The 16,203-nt window shown below is 68.2% G+C and carries 11 protein-coding genes; all 11 read left to right on the top strand.

Going from position 1 to position 16,203, the window contains the following annotated elements:
• Window positions 1-77 precede the first annotated feature (77 nt).
• The 11 genes from fusA (at window position 78) to O1G21_RS27310 (ending at window position 16,036) form a co-directional block, all read left to right on the top strand.
• Window positions 78-2,210 (top strand): elongation factor G, encoded by a 2,133-nt coding sequence (gene fusA / locus O1G21_RS27260; protein WP_270147347.1) that lies wholly within the window; start codon window positions 78-80, stop codon window positions 2,208-2,210.
• A 145-nt stretch (window positions 2,211-2,355) separates the two neighbouring features.
• Window positions 2,356-2,952, top strand: a complete 597-nt coding sequence (locus tag O1G21_RS27265; protein ID WP_270147349.1) for a TetR/AcrR family transcriptional regulator — start codon at window positions 2,356-2,358, stop codon at window positions 2,950-2,952.
• A gap of 717 nt (window positions 2,953-3,669) precedes the next feature.
• Entirely contained in the window at window positions 3,670-4,800 is a 1,131-nt protein-coding gene (locus O1G21_RS27270) for a radical SAM protein (RefSeq protein WP_333493498.1), read from the top strand.
• Between the two features lie 5 nt (window positions 4,801-4,805).
• Window positions 4,806-5,324, top strand: a complete 519-nt coding sequence (locus O1G21_RS27275; RefSeq protein WP_270147353.1) for a phosphoribosyltransferase — start codon at window positions 4,806-4,808, stop codon at window positions 5,322-5,324.
• An 18-nt stretch (window positions 5,325-5,342) separates the two neighbouring features.
• Entirely contained in the window at window positions 5,343-6,554 is a 1,212-nt protein-coding gene (locus O1G21_RS27280; RefSeq protein ID WP_270147354.1) for a glycosyltransferase, read from the top strand.
• A 77-nt stretch (window positions 6,555-6,631) separates the two neighbouring features.
• Entirely contained in the window at window positions 6,632-8,371 is a 1,740-nt protein-coding gene (locus O1G21_RS27285) for a B12-binding domain-containing radical SAM protein (protein ID WP_270147355.1), read from the top strand.
• Window positions 8,372-8,448: 77 nt separating this feature from the next.
• The gene (locus O1G21_RS27290; protein WP_270147356.1) at window positions 8,449-9,525 is read left to right on the top strand and encodes a phosphotransferase enzyme family protein; all 1,077 of its coding nucleotides are present in this window, start codon (window positions 8,449-8,451) and stop codon (window positions 9,523-9,525) included.
• A gap of 57 nt (window positions 9,526-9,582) precedes the next feature.
• On the top strand, window positions 9,583-10,608 hold the full coding sequence (locus tag O1G21_RS27295) for a UDP-glucuronic acid decarboxylase family protein (RefSeq protein WP_270147358.1): 1,026 nt from the start codon (window positions 9,583-9,585) through the stop codon (window positions 10,606-10,608).
• A gap of 80 nt (window positions 10,609-10,688) precedes the next feature.
• A complete protein-coding gene (locus O1G21_RS27300) occupies window positions 10,689-12,329 on the top strand; it encodes a carbamoyltransferase family protein (protein WP_270147359.1) in 1,641 nt (546 codons plus the stop codon).
• Window positions 12,330-12,362: 33 nt separating this feature from the next.
• A complete protein-coding gene (locus O1G21_RS27305) occupies window positions 12,363-12,539 on the top strand; it encodes a group II intron maturase-specific domain-containing protein (RefSeq protein ID WP_270147361.1) in 177 nt (58 codons plus the stop codon).
• A 563-nt stretch (window positions 12,540-13,102) separates the two neighbouring features.
• Window positions 13,103-16,036, top strand: a complete 2,934-nt coding sequence (locus O1G21_RS27310) for a dsDNA nuclease domain-containing protein (protein ID WP_270147362.1) — start codon at window positions 13,103-13,105, stop codon at window positions 16,034-16,036.
• Window positions 16,037-16,203 lie beyond the last annotated feature (167 nt).

Consider the following 16,203-nt stretch of genomic DNA (forward strand, 5'->3'; position numbering starts at 1 on the left):
CCGCCGAGCTCTGACGGTAAGTCATCGGGAAAGCCCGGCTCGACCATCCGTCCACTGCGCAGGAAGTACTGATCGTCATGGCTGAGAACTCGCTCGACCTTGCTGCCGTCCGCAACATCGGGATCATGGCGCACATCGACGCGGGCAAGACGACAACCACCGAGCGGATCCTCTTCTACACCGGTGTGTCGTACAAGATCGGCGAGGTCCACGACGGCGCCGCCACGATGGACTGGATGGAGCAGGAGCAGGAGCGAGGGATCACCATCACCTCGGCCGCGACCACCTGCCACTGGGAGTTGGACGGAGTCGACCACACCGTAAACCTGATCGACACCCCCGGGCACGTCGACTTCACCATCGAGGTGGAGCGCAACCTGCGGGTGCTCGACGGCGCGGTCACCGTGTTCGACGGAGTGGCCGGTGTCGAGCCGCAGTCGGAGACGGTGTGGCGGCAGGCCGACCGCTACGGGGTGCCGCGGATCTGCTTCGTGAACAAGCTCGACCGCACCGGCGCCGACTTCCTGCGCTGCGTCGACATGATCTCCGACCGGCTGGGGGCGCACCCCCTGGTGATGCAGCTCCCGATCGGCGCCGAGGCCGACTTCCGGGGCGTGATCGACCTGGTGCGGATGAAGGCGCTGCTCTGGTCCCCGGACGCGGTCAAGGGCGAGATGTACGACGTGCTCGACATCCCGGCCGAGCACGCCGAGGCCGCCGACCTGTGGCGCGGCCGGCTGCTCGAGGCCGTCGCGGAGAACGACGAGCAGATCATGGAGCTGTACCTGGAGGGCACCGAGCCCACCGTGGCACAGCTGGACGCCGCGGTCCGGCGCATCACGATCGCCTCCACCGGGGCGGGCGGCAGCAGCACCGTCACGCCGGTGTTCTGCGGTTCGGCGTTCAAGAACAAGGGCGTCCAGCCACTCCTGGACGCGGTGGCGCGCTACCTGCCCTCGCCCCTGGACATCGGCGCGGTCGAGGGCCACGCGGTCGCCGACCCGGAGGAGGTCGTGCGGCGCAAGCCCAGCGACGACGAGCCGCTCTCCGCCCTGGCGTTCAAGATCATGTCGGACCCGCACCTGGGCAAGCTCACCTTCGTCCGGATCTACTCCGGCCGCCTGGCCTCCGGCAGTTCGGTGCTGAACCCGGTCAAGGGCCGCCGGGAGCGCATCGGCAAGGTCTACCGGATGCACGCCAACAAGCGCACCGAGATCGACGCGGCCGGGGCCGGCGACATCGTGGCCGTCATGGGCCTCAAGCAGACCGTCACCGGCGAGACCCTGTGCGATGAGCAGCAGCCGGTCGTCCTGGAGTCGATGGACTTCCCCAGGCCGGTCATCGAGGTCGCCATCGAGCCCAAGTCGAAGGGCGACCAGGAGAAGCTCAGCGTGGCGATCCAGCGCCTGGCCGAGGAGGACCCCTCTTTCCAGGTCCACGCGGACGAGGAGACCGGGCAGACCGTCATCGGAGGCATGGGGGAGCTGCACCTGGAGGTGCTGGTCGACCGCATGAAGCGGGAGTTCCGGGTCGAGGCCAACGTCGGCAAGCCGCAGGTCGCCTACCGCGAGACCATCCGCAAGGCCGTCGAGCGCGTCGACTACACCCACAAGAAGCAGACCGGCGGGTCCGGCCAGTTCGCCAAGGTCCAGATCGCGATCGAGCCCCTCGAGGACGGCGCGGAGGCCACCTACGAGTTCGTCAACAAGGTGACCGGCGGGCGGGTGCCCAAGGAGTACATCCCCTCCGTCGACGCCGGCTGCCGCGAGGCGATGAAGTTCGGCGTCCTGGCCGGCTACGAGATGACCGGCATCCGCGTCACCCTGCTCGACGGCGGCTACCACGAGGTCGACTCCTCCGAACTCGCCTTCAAGATCGCCGGTTCGCAGGCCTTCAAGGAGGCCGCCCGGATGGCCCACCCTGCGCTCCTGGAGCCGATCATGGCCGTCGAGGTCACCACCCCCGAGGACTACCTGGGCGAGGTCATCGGCGACATCAACTCCCGCCGCGGCCAGATCCAGGCCATGGACGAGCGCGCCGGCGCGCGCCTGGTGCAGGCCCTGGTGCCGCTGTCCGAGATGTTCGGCTACGTCGGCGACCTGCGCGGCAAGACCTCCGGCCGGGCCAGCTACAGCATGCAGTTCCACGGCTACGCCGAGGTCCCGCGCGCCATCGCCGAGGGGATCATCGCCAAGCTCCGGGGCGAGTGAGCCACCGGTGTCGCCCGCGTCCCGCACCATCGCTCCCCGGCGGTGCGGGACGCGGTGCTTCATCGTCGCCCCGCCGAACCGGAAGCCTTCCGTCGTCCCGCCCTGCCGTCCGCGTCGGGCCGGGCATGCTTGAGGAGCGAACGAATTGGGTGCACGCGTCGGCCTGACCACCAGCCGCATCGTCCACGCCGCGGCCGACCTGGCCGACAGTGTCGGCTTCGCGAACGTCACCATCTCGGCGCTCGCGCGCGGCTTCGGAGTCAAGGACGCCAGCCTCTACTCCCACATCGGGGGCCTGCAGGAAGTGCGCACCCGGGTGGCTTCGCTGGCGGCCGAGGAACTGAGCAGCCGCCTCGCCGAGTCCATCGCGGGCCGGTCCTCGCCCGGTGACCGCCTCGCCGCCTTCGCCCACGCCTACCGGGGCTACGCGCTGCGCCACCCCGGCCGCTACGCGGCGACCCAGCTTTCGGCGGACACCCTCCCGCCCGCCGACACCGGCGGGTTCACCCACAGCACCGGACTGACCTACTCGGTGCTGCGCGCCTACGACCTGCGCGAACCGGACCTGACCGACGCGGTCCGGATGATGCGCAGTGCCTTCCACGGCTTCATCGACATCGAGTCCACCGGAGGGTTCGGGCACCCGCACGACATCAACGACTCCTGGTCCAAGATCGTCGTGTCACTGCAGCAGATGCTCGAGCGCTGGCCCCGCGCCCGCCGTCCCGAGCCGGGGGCGTAGCGGCCCGGTCGCGTGCCCGTGGCCCGGGGGGCGGGAAGCCCCCAGGCCACGGGCTGGAGCACCTCTTCAGAGGTCGTAGTTCTGCTCGAACATGCCTCTGAACTGCGAAAGTAGGGGCCTCTTGGAAGCTCAGGCGTCCCGATCGGACGTGCCCCCAGTGAGCCGGCGCGCAGTCGCTCCACTGGCGCAGAGGTGTGAGCCGAAGGCTTGAGGGGTCGAGCGGTGGGTGCGGGTGCTGCTGGAAGTCGGGTGCGTGGTGCGTCACCGATGTCAGCAGATGTACGCAACCAGAGGTCATCTTCAATAACGCCCCAGGATTGTCGTGGCATATCTCCGGCATCAGGAACAACCAAAGGGGCGACCTTGAGCCGGCCGCGAAAGGGCTCGAAAAGTGGCGAGTGGCCTGCCTTGGGCCAGGTGTGGTTCGGGGGATAGGAGGCTGTCGCAGTGGCTGATGACGAGTTCTCGCTACCGATCATTCAGGGAAATCACGGGAGGCTCGACAGCTGTGATTGGGCGGCGGAAGGGAATGGGCGGACGCAGTTTGGAGGGGAGTCGGCAAGGGGAGCATAGAGCGTGTCGTTGTGGCGATCACTGATGTTCCCCCCGGGTGGGCGGAGGGCGGATAAGTAGTGCCCCTGTGGGGGTGGCCGTGCCATCTGGCGCCCGTGCTCGCTGTTCTGCTTTCCTTATTGATCGGATCGTCGAGGGGGAGGCTTGCGCAGTTCACTCGCGAAGAAGTTGTCGATCATTTCGAACGGCCTGCAATTCGATCTCGATATGTTCGCGTCGAGATCGGAGGAGTACTACGAGAACACCTACGGATACTGCGTCACCAACCGAGGCGTGGAGCGGGGCCACCGCTTGCCGCAGGTGCTGCTGCTGGGCGACGAGCTCGTTGTCTCCGTACTCCGCCGGGAGGGTTCGCCGTGGAGTCTGCGTTTCGAGGGTGAGGACCTGTGCCTCTACCACGAGGGACGGTTCAGTCAGGTTGTCGGCCTCCCGGAGGCTCTGCCGTTCTTCGGCAAGGAACTCAGCGACGGCGTGCTCACCGATGACGTCATCTCCGCCTACGGGGCCGTGACTCCGGGGTTCTTCCTCTACCCGGACTGCCACTACTTCGACCGGGGAGCGCAGTGCCGCTTCTGTTCCCTGCGGGCGGCGCGCAGCACGGTGGCCAAACCGCTGGTCAAGGATTTCCCGCGGCAGCGGATCATGGAGGCCACCCGGCACATCCAGAACTCCGGGTGGCGCGTCCCCATGATCACCAACACGACGGGCACCCCGTTGGACGACGAAGGTGTGCGGCGCACGGTCCTGGAGCCGCTCCGGGCGATCCACGACGCCTGCGACCCCAAGATCAAGATGCACCTGCTGACGCATCCGCCGCAGGATCTGGGGCTGATCGAGGAGTACAAGCGGGCCGGCGTCACCTCCATCGCGTTCAACATCGAGATCTACGACCGGGACCTGTTCGCATCGATCTGCCCCGGCAAGGACCGGCTCTACGGCTACGACAAGTGGTGGGACGCGCTGGACGCCGCGCGGGAGGTCTTCGGCGACTACCAGGTCTACTGCGGCATCATCTGGGGCCTGGAGCCGCTGGCGAGCAGCATGGAAGGGATGGAAGCGATCCTCGATCGACGGATCGGGCTGGCCACCAACGTCTTCCACGCGGATCCCGGGACGGCGATGGCGAGGCGCCCTCAGCCGTCCGTCGCGGACATCACCGCGCTGGCCGAACGGGAAGCGGAGTTGTACCGCAAGTACCCGGACGCCGGGACGATCTACGACGTGAGCATGCGCAACACGATCGACTGGGAAGTCCGCAACGGCTACATGGGGTGATCGCGGTGGCGGAGATCGACATCTACACCTGGGCCGACATCGACGCGCTCTGCGCACGGCTGGCCGCCTCCATCCACGAGCCCTTCGACGTGGTGGTCTGCGTGCTGCGGGGTGGAGCCGTGCCCGGGGTCATCCTGGCCAACGCCCTCGGCATCGACCTCGTGCTGGGGATCAAGGTCGAACAGCGGGGCCAGCTGACCGGGGCGGGGCAGGGTGGCGGGGCCTACCGGGCGGAGAAGGCGGCTGTCGTCGTTCCCCTGAACGGGGTCGACCTGCGCGGTCGGCGCGTGCTCGTGGTGGACGACGTCCTCGATTCCGGGGAGAGCGTCCGGCTGGTGGTCGACACGATCGTGGAGGCGGGTGCCGCGGTCGCCAAGGTGGCCACCCTCCAGGTGAAGGCGTACTCCCCGATGCGCCCGGACTACTACGTCGAGGAACGCACGAACTGGCTCTTCTACCCGTGGATGTCCGGCCGGGAGCTGCAGGAGATGGAAGCCCGGCTGGAGACCGCGCGGTCGCGCTGAAGGGGAGGTTCCACGGCAGTGGCCAGTCCCGACCCGCTCGGCTGGGTTCTCCTGTTCCCCGTCGCAGCTGTCGCCTTCTTCCAGCTCTTCTACTTGCTGAACTCCTTCCGGGTGGCGGTGTGGCAGCAGCCGGCGGGACTGGCCGCCGACGATCCACTCGGATCGCCCCGGGAGCGGGTTTCCGTGGTGATCCCGGTGTTCAACGACGCCTCCACCCTGGGCGGTTGCCTTGAATCCATCGCCGTCAACGACCTCACCTGCTGTGCGAAGGTCGTGGTCGTGCTGGACCGGTGCACCGACGAGTCCGAGGAGGTTGCGCGGTCGTACGTCCAGCGGTTCGCCGGCCTCGGCGTCGAACTGGATGTCCAGCACCTGCCGGAGGGCCGTGCCGGGAAGGTGGCCGGCATCCTGCACGGGGGGTCGGTGATCGACACCGACCTGGCTCTCCTGATGGACTCCGACATCATTCTCGCGCCCACTGCCCTGGCGGAACTGGCGGAATTCCACCGGCGCGAGAAGAGTGATTTCTCGTCGTGCCTGATATTCCCGCAGCAGGAGACGGGAGGATCGCTGGCCTCCCATGTCATCTGCAACAACCGCCTGTACCGGCAGAGTGTTCTGCAGAACGTCAAGAACCTCTTCGGGCTGGCGAACTTCCCCGGCGGGCTGCAGCTGGTGGACTACAAGAAGTATCGCGACGTTCTCGAGCACGGATTCCTGGAGGACCTGACCGCGACCTACCGGGTGATCGGCGAGGGCGGGCGCGTGGCGATCCTGCCGCGCGTGCTGGCGCACGAGGTCGAGCGGCAGACGATCCGGGGGATGTTCCTGCAGCGGACCCGGTGGACGCTGGGCGCGATCCAGCATCTGCCCAGCCAGGTCAGGGCGGCCCGGACGCGGCGGCGCCTCAAGGAGAAGATCGTCGTCAACTCCTACCACGTGATGTGGGAGTTCCAGTACTACGTCATGGTGATGGCCCCGCTGATCGGACTGTGGCAGGCGGCGGCGTGGTGGCCGGTGTACCTGCTGCCGTACCTGCTCTACACGGCGCAGGTACTGCGCTCGGCGTACCTGACTCGGCGCTGTTACCGGCATGCTCCCGGCGGGGTCCTCGCGCATTGTGCCGTATTCCCCAGTGTCATCACGGCGGCGCTGATCGGGGCACTGGCCATGCTGGCCGTCAAACGCAGAATGTATTTCGACACCACCGTCCTCTTTCGCAGGACGTGAGTTTCCGGCAGGAGAATCCCGTCGCTCCACCCCGTCAAAGGCGTTCCCCAATCTCGCGGAAGCATGAGGTGATCAGCGTGCGTGTCGTCCTGGTACTTCCCGGTAGCGGCTATCGGAATTCCTCTCCCACCTCGCTCGCCGGCGGCGAGCACCTCGGCCTCGGAACGATCGCCGCGTACCTGCGCCAGTTCGGGCACGAGGTGCGCATCCTCAACTTCCAGGTCGAGGACTCGATGTTCGGATCCCCCTGCACGGCCGAACACGTGACCGAGCGGGTCCTGGAAGACGATCCCGACGTCGTCGGCATCTCCGTCACGGGCCTGACCATCAGCCAAGCCCTGACGGTGACCGCCGAGATCAAGCGCCGCAAGCCCGCGCTGCACGTCTGCTGGGGAAGCCATCAGGCGGCCAGTTGCGCGGAGGACATCCTGCGCAACGAGCCGTACGTCGACAGCATCGTGGCGGGCGATGGCGAGATCCCCATGCTGAAACTGGTGGACGCGCTGGAGCGGGGCGAGCCGCTCTCGACGGTCCCCGGGCTGTGGCACCGGGAGGTCGAACAGTCCGAGGGCACGCTGCCACTGCTGCAGATCAAGCTCACGTCCAAACCGCCCGAGCCCGCGATCGACCTCCTGCCGTTCCCGGCCCGCGACACCCTGCGCGAACTGATCGAACGCGGCATCCCGGTCACCGACGCGCGGATCTACACCAGCCGGGGCTGTCCGTTCCGCTGCACCTTCTGCGTGTATCCGGCGCTGGGATACCTGCGACGCTGGCGCGACCGGTCCGCGGAGAAGATCGTCGAGGAGATCCGGGACCTGCGGGACGAGTTCGGGATCACCCACTTCTGGTTCAGCGACGACAACTTCACCCTGCCGTCGCCGCGCAGCCGTTTCAGGGCGCTCGACCTGGCCGAAGCGCTCATCCAGGCGGATCTGGGCATCACCTACCGCGTCCTGATGCGCGCCGACTCCGTCGACGGACAGGAACAGCTCATGGCGGCCCTCGCGGACAGCGGTCTCACCTGCGCCTACATGGGGCTGGAGTCCGGTTCCCCGAGGCGGCTCGCCTACCTCGACAAGCACACCGACCCGGATGTCTACCGCAGGGCCGTTCGGCTGGTGCGCAAGTACCGGATCGGCCTGCAGGTCGGCTTCATCATGTTCGACCCGTTCACCTCGTGGGAGGACCTGGCGATCGACGCCGACTTCCTGCGCGACATCGAAGAGGCCTATCTCTACTCCAACCTCTCCCAGGTCCTGTACGCCTATCCCGGGACGCCCATCGCCACCGAACTGGTGGAAAAGGGACTGCTGCCCAAGGACTTCAACTACAAGTCCGGCTACCGGGAGTACGCCTACGAGCAGCCGAGGATCGGGCAGCTGGCAGACGTACTCCACAAGGCCGGCGACAAGAAGTGGACCGACGTGGACGACTTCTACCGGAGGCTGCGCATGATCGACGTGCCGGCCCTCCTCCGCAGCGGGCCCGCGGACCTCGCGCACGAGGTCGACGCCGCGGTCGAGTCGACGATCAAGGACCAGAGCCGGGCGGGTCACGAGTTCTTCATGGCGGCGCTGAAGGCGGGCCGGGCTGGGGACCTGGCCGCGGTGGGCGACCTGGTCGACGGCCACTACCACGCGAGCACCCACCGGGTACGGGAGCTGACATCGGCCCTCGCCGCGTTCCCGAAGGAAGTCGTGGGCCGCTTCTCGGCCTTCACCTACGTCTCCGCGGGCTCCGGTCCGGTGACTGCTGCGACGTCCGGGGCGCGGCCGGCCGAGGGCAGCGGACTCGGAGTGTCCGGCGACTGCTGAGAGGCCGTCCCCGGTAGGACGGACACGGCCGGCAGTGTGGACGGACATCCACGCCATGAGCAAGGGAGTGAGGGCACGTGGCATCCGTGACGGGCGAACCCACGGTGGCGGACTGGAAGCGGCTGGTAGCCGCCGGCCTCGAGGCGATCCACCGCGAGCTTCCCGCCGAGTTGCGCGTGTCGGCGCTTCACCCGGTGCAGACCGCCTCGTGGAACGCCGTCCTGCGAGCCGAGGCGGACGAACGCTCCTACTGCGTCAAGGTGATGAACGAGGCCACCACCCCGGTCGAATGGACGCTGGAGGAGTTGGACGTCACCGGCCGGGTGCTGGCCGATCTGCGGGCGCGGGGCTTCAGCCGGCTGTTGCCCGCGCTCCCGCTTGGCGAGGACGGCCGATATGCGCTCCGCTGCGCGGGCTACGCCGTCGTCGTGTTCCCCTGGTGCGACGATTTCGACCACCCGGTTCCACCGCATTCACGCGCGGTCTTCGCATCCAGCGGCGCGGCCGTCCTGCACGAGCTGCACAGCAAGGGGCGGGCCGCACTCGCCACCGCGCGCGGCATCCGCAGCGGCGTGCTCCGCAGGCACGGACCGGACCAGTGGGCCGAGAACGCCGCGTGGCTGTGGGAGCAGTCCGCCAAGGCTCTGCGTGAGCACATCGGTGCCCCGCCGGAGGCGGCCGGGATGCTCCGCCGGGCCCGGGAACAGGCGGCGGAACTCGCCGTCCACTCACCGGAGTTCTTCCTCCCCACGCTCGCCCGGGAGGATACGACCGTCGTGCACGGTGATTTCCGGCCGGAGAACGTGCTGGTGATCGGCGACACCGTCCACGTGGTCCACGACTTCGACTTCCTCCGGGTGGGCGGGGCGGAAGAAGACGTGGCCTACGCGGCGCTCTACTACAGCGGTCGGCCGTGGTTCCACGGCCGCCGCGACTGGCAGCAGTTCGCCCGCTTCCTCACCTCCTACCAACAGGCCGCCCGGCAAGCGGGACGTCCCGGCCTGCGGCGGTCGCCGCTGGAGGCGAGCCTGTACTGGACCGTGGTACGCGAACTGTCGATGTCGTTCCAGACACCGACCGGAGTAGCCGGGCAGTTCGAGCTACTGGAAGACCTGCGGGCGAACGTTTCCGACGTACTCGACGCGTGTCTGTGACGGCCACGGCACGGGGCCGTCCGGTCAGGACGCGACACCACCTCTGGAGGAATGGACATGTCCCCTGACGCGCGTGCATTCCGGCGCATCGTGGTCACCGGCGGTGCCGGATTTCTCGGCTCCCATCTCTGCGACCGGCTGATGACCGAACAGGCCGAGGCCGTCGTGTGCGTGGACAACCTCCTCACCGGCAGCTCCGACAATCTCGCGCCCCTGCTGGCCGATCCGCGGTTCACCCTGCTCCGCCGCGACGTCAGCGAGCCCATACACGTCCCCGGAAAGGTGGACCTGGTCCTGCACTTCGCCTCGCCGGCATCGCCGGCCGACTACCTGCGGCTGCCCATCCACACGCTCAAGGCCGGCTCACTCGGGACCCTGCACGCCCTCGAACTCGCCGAGCGGAAAGGCGCACGGTTCGTCCTCGCCTCCACGTCCGAGATCTACGGCGAACCCCTCGTGCACCCGCAGCCGGAGACCTACCGAGGCAACGTCGACGCCGTGGGCCCGCGCTCGGTCTACGACGAGGCCAAGCGCTTTGCCGAGGCCCTGACCACGGCGTACCGCACCAGCAGTGGGGTCGACACCGGCATCGTGCGCATCTTCAACACCTACGGTCCCCGCATGCGTCCGTACGACGGACGCGCGGTCCCCACCTTCGTCCGCCAGGCCCTGACCGGAGAACAGATCACCGTGACCGGGGACGGAAGCCAGACACGCTCCCTGTGCTACGTCGACGACATGGTGGACGGCATCCTCGCCTTCGCGGCGAGCGGCCATCCCGGTCCCGTCAACCTCGGCACCACCGAGGAGACGAGCATGTTGGAGCTGGCCCGCCTCATCCGCGACATGACCGGCTGCCGGGCCGCGATCAGGTTCATCGACCGTCCCGTGGACGATCCCACCGTACGGCGCCCCGACACCACACTCGCCCGGCAGAGCCTGCACTGGAGCCCCGAAACCTCTCTGCGGCAGGGCCTCAAGGCGACCATCGCCTGGTTCGCGGCGCAGTTGGACACGGCCCTCCCGCAGGCATCGGAACAGGCCGCGATCCTGCCGGCGGGGGCTCGTTCGCCCGGTTGCTGACGGTCCCGCCGGACACCGGCGGCCAGGACGACTTCGGGCTCACGCAGGATCGTGATGGACGACGAGGAGGGGGATCGGACGTGAGCGACACCCCGATAGCGGTGGGGCTGAACCTCGGTCACGACGGCGGGTGCGCCGTCGTCGTGGGGGACAGGGTGGTGGCCATCGCCGAGGAGCGGCTGAATCGCACCCGCTACTCCGCGGGCTGGCACGCCGCGCTGGCCTACTGCCTCCAGGCCGCCGAGGTCGCGCTCGCCGACGTGGGTGTGGTGGTGTTCTCCTGCCTCGGACCCCGGCTCCCGGAGGGCTTCACCGGGGGACTGGACCTGTACGGCCTGCCCCCGGCCAGGATCACAACGGTCGACCACCACCTGTCCCACGCGTACGGCGCGTTCTGCCTCTCCGGCACCGACGAGGCCCTGGTCGTGGTCGCGGACGGTGCGGGCAACGACCACCGGACCGAGAGCTACTTCCTCGCCGACCGCACCGCGATCACCAGAGTGGGCGGAAACCGCGAGGGCCGGGCGCGGGCGGGTGGGATCGGCGCGACGTACGAGGCGGTGACCAACTGGCTGGGCTTCGACGAGCAGGAGTGCGGCAAGACCATGGCACTCGCCTCCTACGGTGACCCCAAGGCTGTCGGGGTACCGCTGTTCGACCTGTCCGGGACCCAGGTCGAGGGCCGGCTGACGGGGACCCATGAAGGGGGCCTGGCCCGGTTCGCCGCCGGTGCCGGGGTGGACCTCGGCCCCCTCCACACGTGGGACTCCCCACGGGCGAGGGATCTCGCGGCCTGGGTCCAGACCCGGACGGAGGACGTGCTGGCCGAGGTCATCGCCCGCCTGATGGCCGAGCACCAGCGCGCCACGGTCTGCTTCGCGGGCGGGGTCGCGATGAACTGCGTGGCCAACGAGGTGGTCCGGCGCCGCACCGGCGCCCGGATGTTCGTGCCGCCGCCGGCCTCGGACCGCGGCCAGGCACTCGGCAACGCGCTCCACGGCATCCACCTCCTCACCGGCATGGTGCCGAGCACGCCGCTGGCCGGCCGGGACTCCTTCGGCCGCGCCTACCCGCCCGAGGAGATCGAGCTCGCACTGCGGCGGCACCCGCTCTCGGGGCCGCCCCAGCGGCATCCGCACCACCGCTTCGACTGGCGGAGGGAATCCGACCCCGCCGCCCTGGCGGCCGAGCTGCTCGCGGACGGCCGACTGATCGGGTGGTTCGACGGCGGCAGTGAACTGGGCGCCCGGGCGCTCGGCTCGCGCAGCATCCTCGCCGACCCCCGCCACCAGGCGACCCGCGAGGTGCTCAATACCCGCATCAAACACCGCGAGTTCTTCCGGCCCTTCGCCCCCGCCGTCCTGGCCGAGCACGCCCCAGCCTGGTTCGACCTCGACAGCGACAGCCCCTACATGCTCTTCGCGCCCCGGGTCCGCGAAGAACGCCGGCACCGACTCGGCGCGGTCACCCACGTCGACGGCACCGCCCGGGTGCAAACCGTCGACGCTGCCGCTCACCCGGCATTCCACCGGCTCATCAGTCGGTTCGGCGAGCTGACAGGGGTGCCAGCAGTGCTGAACACCTCCTTCAACGACCGCGAACCGATCGTGGAGAGCCCGGCGCACGCTCTGGCCACGTTCTGCCACACCGACCTGGACGCCCTGGTCTTCAGCGACGGGTTCGTGGTGTCGAAGAGCGACGACCGGCTGTCGAAGCCCTGATCGGCCGGATCCCGGGCGGGGGCGGCTGGCCGAATGCGGGGGCTGCTGCTGCATCCCGAGAACACCCGCCTGGGCGGCGACGAGGCTGCCAAGCTCATCCGCGCGCAGATCCGCCGCTGGCGGCTGCACCTGCGCAGTGGGCGGACCCCGGAGCAGCTCGCCCGGGAGATCAACCCGGTCGTGCGGGGCTGGATCAACTACGCCGTATGAATCGAGAGGTTCGCGTACGGATCTGAGAGAGCCGGAGGGCGAAACCCCTCCGGCTACTCGCTAGAGGCCCTTCTAGAGGTCGTAGTTCTGATCGAACACGCCTCTGACCTGCGGAAATATGGGTCCCACAGAAGATCATTTCACAACCAGTTCACACACGGCGCCCTTGAGGATGAGACACAGTGAGAAGCGCTGAGCGGCGCCGAGTAGGCCGCCAGTGCCGCCCAAGTCGGTCGCTACGCAGTGCCACCGACTGGCGGCGCGAGGATGGTGTCGCCCTCGGATAGTGCTGTGACCAGAAACGTTCACCGGGTTGGTGGGGTGGCTTCGGGGTGCCTGGCACCGGTTGGAGGGCCGTAACATCCACCCGGTGTCGGGGGTTCGGTTGTCGCTGAGCCGTCGCAGATGGTCGCAACCTTTGCCACAGGCCGTCACCGAATGGTCTACTTGGCCGATCCTCCGGTGGATCGATCAAGGGGTGGTGTTGGTGAATCAGCGGCCAACGCGGCGGTCAGCCAGCTCTTCGCGGCCGTGCAGGCGGTTGAAGGGTCGAGGTTCCTTTGTTGCCGGCGCCAGCTGACGGAGGGCGCCGCAGCCGACGCGGCTTCGCCTACCAGGACGCGGTCACTCTTCTCGACTGCCTCGATATGCACGAGGGTATGTGGACCAGGGTCTCTTGGGAGGATCTAGAGGACATCGTCTGCACTGACGGCGACGCTCCCGTTTATCGCCAGGTGAAGACCATTGAAGAGGCCGGGAAGCGCCACAGCATCGCTGATGTCTGTCGCCCGGACATTGCCAAGAAGCCTCAAAGCAGTCATCTGGGCAAGTTATTCCTTGGCAAGCCCCTCCCGGATGACACCCGCTTCACCTTCATTGTCAACGAGAGTCCTCAATCAGACCTTCACTCGTTCGTCGTCGAGCGGGGACAGGCGCGCGGTGTTATCCCTCCGCTGATCACAGCCGACATTGTCAACAGGCTCAAGGGAGTCGCTCTACCGGACGGCCGCGATATCGGCTGGTGCGTGGACCGCCTGGAGGTCCTTGTGGAGGGCCGCACAATCGATCAGGTCGAAGACAGGGCACTACGCCGGCTTGGGCCGATAGTAGGCAAGAGCTTGGGACAGCCGCCTCTCATCACTGAGGTCGAGGAGGTCTTGGTCTGGCTGGGGGTTCGGATCGCGCGTGACGCGTTAGCGCCTCGGCCGCGCGCAGTGGACGCTGCGGAATTCCATCAGATGCTCCAGGAAGCCATCGCCAAGGCCACGGGTCGGCGGCCCGATGGCAGTACTGCCCCTTTGGCCAGGCTGACGGACAAGCTCGCGCTTACGGGCATCGTTGGTTCCCTCGATCTGCCACGACCGCTGGCTGGCTGGCAGCCCGAGCGGCTCGGCGTGCACGCGGCGATCGCCGATCCGTTGCAAACGGCTGCGACGGGCTTCGTGCTTCCGGCATACGTCGCCCGCCGCCACGACCACGAGCTGCGGGACCTGCTGACGGATGCGGCGTCCGGAGAGGAGCCCGTGCTGCTCGTTCTGAGCGGGCACAGCTGCACTGGCAAGACCCGCACTGCATACGAGGCGGTCGCGGCCTGCCTCGCCGACTGGGAGTTGGCATATCCGAAGGATGCCGACAGTCTGTGCCGACTGCTAGCCGCCGACGTCCTTAACCCGCGTACCGTGCTGTGGCTCAACGAGGCCCAGGAACTGCTCGGCGGCCACGGCGGTGAGGCCGCCGCTGCCGCACTGCGCCGACGGTTGGAACGGCCGGGGCCGTTGGTGGTTATCGCCACCCTTTGGCCAGGCCATCGACACGAACTGACCGATCGTCCGGTTGGCGTCCGGGACCGCCACCCCCAGGCCAGAGCACTGCTCGCGGCGGCGCGCGTGATCACCGTTCCTACGGTTTTCGACGGCTCGGTGTTGAGGCGGCTGCACGAGACGGACGACGGGTCGCTGGCCGTCGCCGCGCGAACCGCTCCGGACGGTTCCATCACTCAGACCCTGGCGGGCGGCCCAGCCCTGGTCCAGTGGTACGAGCAGGCGGACGGAGCTCAGGACTGCTACGGCAAGGCCGTTGTCTCGGCCGCGATGGATGCGCGCCGACTTGGTCACACCTCCCCGCTCCCGCTCGCGCTGCTGGAAATGGCCGCGCCTGGCTACCTGACGGACGCCCAGCGCGCCGCCGCGCCAGCAGACTGGTTCGAGACCGCCATGGTCTTCGCCCGGACCAGGATCAAAGACGTGGTGGCGGCGCTTGGCGATGTCGCCCATGACCACGGGATGGGGGCCCAGCCAGGAGTGTGTCGGCTCGCGGACTATCTCGACCACTACTCCCGGACGGCTCGGCACGCGTTCTTCCCACCCACCTCGTTCTGGCAGGCCGTTGAGTACCACGCGGCGACCGCTGCTGATTTATATGAACTGGCCCGCTCCGCAGAGCACAGGGGCCGCTTGCGTCTGGCCGCCACGTTGCTGCGTCGCGCGGCTGATGGCGGGCACGGGCCAGCCTGGACGGCGATCGTGTCGATGATGGCGTACCGAGACCTGACCGATGAAGCCGAGGTGCTGGCGCGATCCGTCCTCCAAAAGGGAGACCCGGAGCCGATTCTGACCCTTGCCTGGACGCTGAATGAATTCGGCCGCCCCGATGAGACCGAACGGCTGGTCCGCGAGGCAGTGACAACTGGGCATGCCTCCGCGCTTACCTCCCTAGCTACGGTGCTGTCTAACGGCCCGGAAGCAGAAGAGGCGCTGACAAAGGCCGTGGCACTTGGAAGTCCCGAAGCTCCCTTTCTCCTGGCTGAGTTGCGCCGAAACGAGGGTGACCTCGCGGAGTACGAACGGCTCCTGTGGTCGGGTGCGTTGGCAGGCGACCGCGATGCCAGAGGCGAACTGGTGTCGCTCAAGTGCCAGGCCGGCGAGTGGGAAGAGGCCGAACGCCTGGCCCGATCGTTCGCGGAAGGCGGCGACGGATCCGAACTGGCCATGATGGCGATGCAACGGATCGATGACCGGACCGAGGCCGAACGGCTTGCTTGGGCGGTCGTCGAGCTGGCCGACCGGAACGTCCTCGACACAGGGGCACAGCGCTGGCAGGGTGGGACATTCGCGGCCGCCATGACACTGATGGGACACGCGGACGACGAGGCTGGGGCGGAGACCGTTCTGCATCGTCTGGCAGAACTTCGGAACCCGCAGACCTGGGCGGTGGCGGCCTGGCACCTGGAGGGGCACAACCCGGGCTGGGCTGAGGCTCTGCACCGACGCGCGGCAGAGCAGGGGAACCTCTACGCGCTGGAGCGGCTAGCCATGATGGAACGTCACCGAAACGCAGTCGGTGCCGACCGCACGCACCGGGCCGCGGTCGATGCTGGCTGTGGCGTTGGCCCGCTGGCTGCTCTCTGGGAGGCCGAGGGCAGAGTGGAGGTGGCCGAGCAGGCTCGCTGCTACGGCCTGGAGGTTGATGGTTCGATCGCCGAGCCCTGGCTGTTCTAGCACTGCGGCCCGGTGCCAGCGATTGGGCCCGTCCGGTCGGAGCCCCAGGAGACCATGGTCGTGGTTGCCCGGCACGACGGCGGCGCGGTCACCGTGTCCACGTCGCCACGTTGGAAGGACCAGCAGTTGCGCGAAGGGTTCACTGCTCGACTGCCCGGCAGCAGTGG

The organism is Kitasatospora cathayae, assembly GCF_027627435.1.
Lineage (GTDB): Bacteria > Actinomycetota > Actinomycetes > Streptomycetales > Streptomycetaceae > Kitasatospora > Kitasatospora cathayae.

Excerpts from the sequence above, each read along its gene's own strand:
- O1G21_RS27295 (WP_270147358.1), top strand. The coding sequence starts at position 9,583 with ATGTCCCCTGACGCGCGTGCATTCCGGCGCATCGTGGTCACCGGCGGT.
- fusA (WP_270147347.1), top strand. The coding sequence starts at position 78 with ATGGCTGAGAACTCGCTCGACCTTGCTGCCGTCCGCAACATCGGGATC.
- O1G21_RS27305 (WP_270147361.1), top strand. The coding sequence starts at position 12,363 with ATGCGGGGGCTGCTGCTGCATCCCGAGAACACCCGCCTGGGCGGCGAC.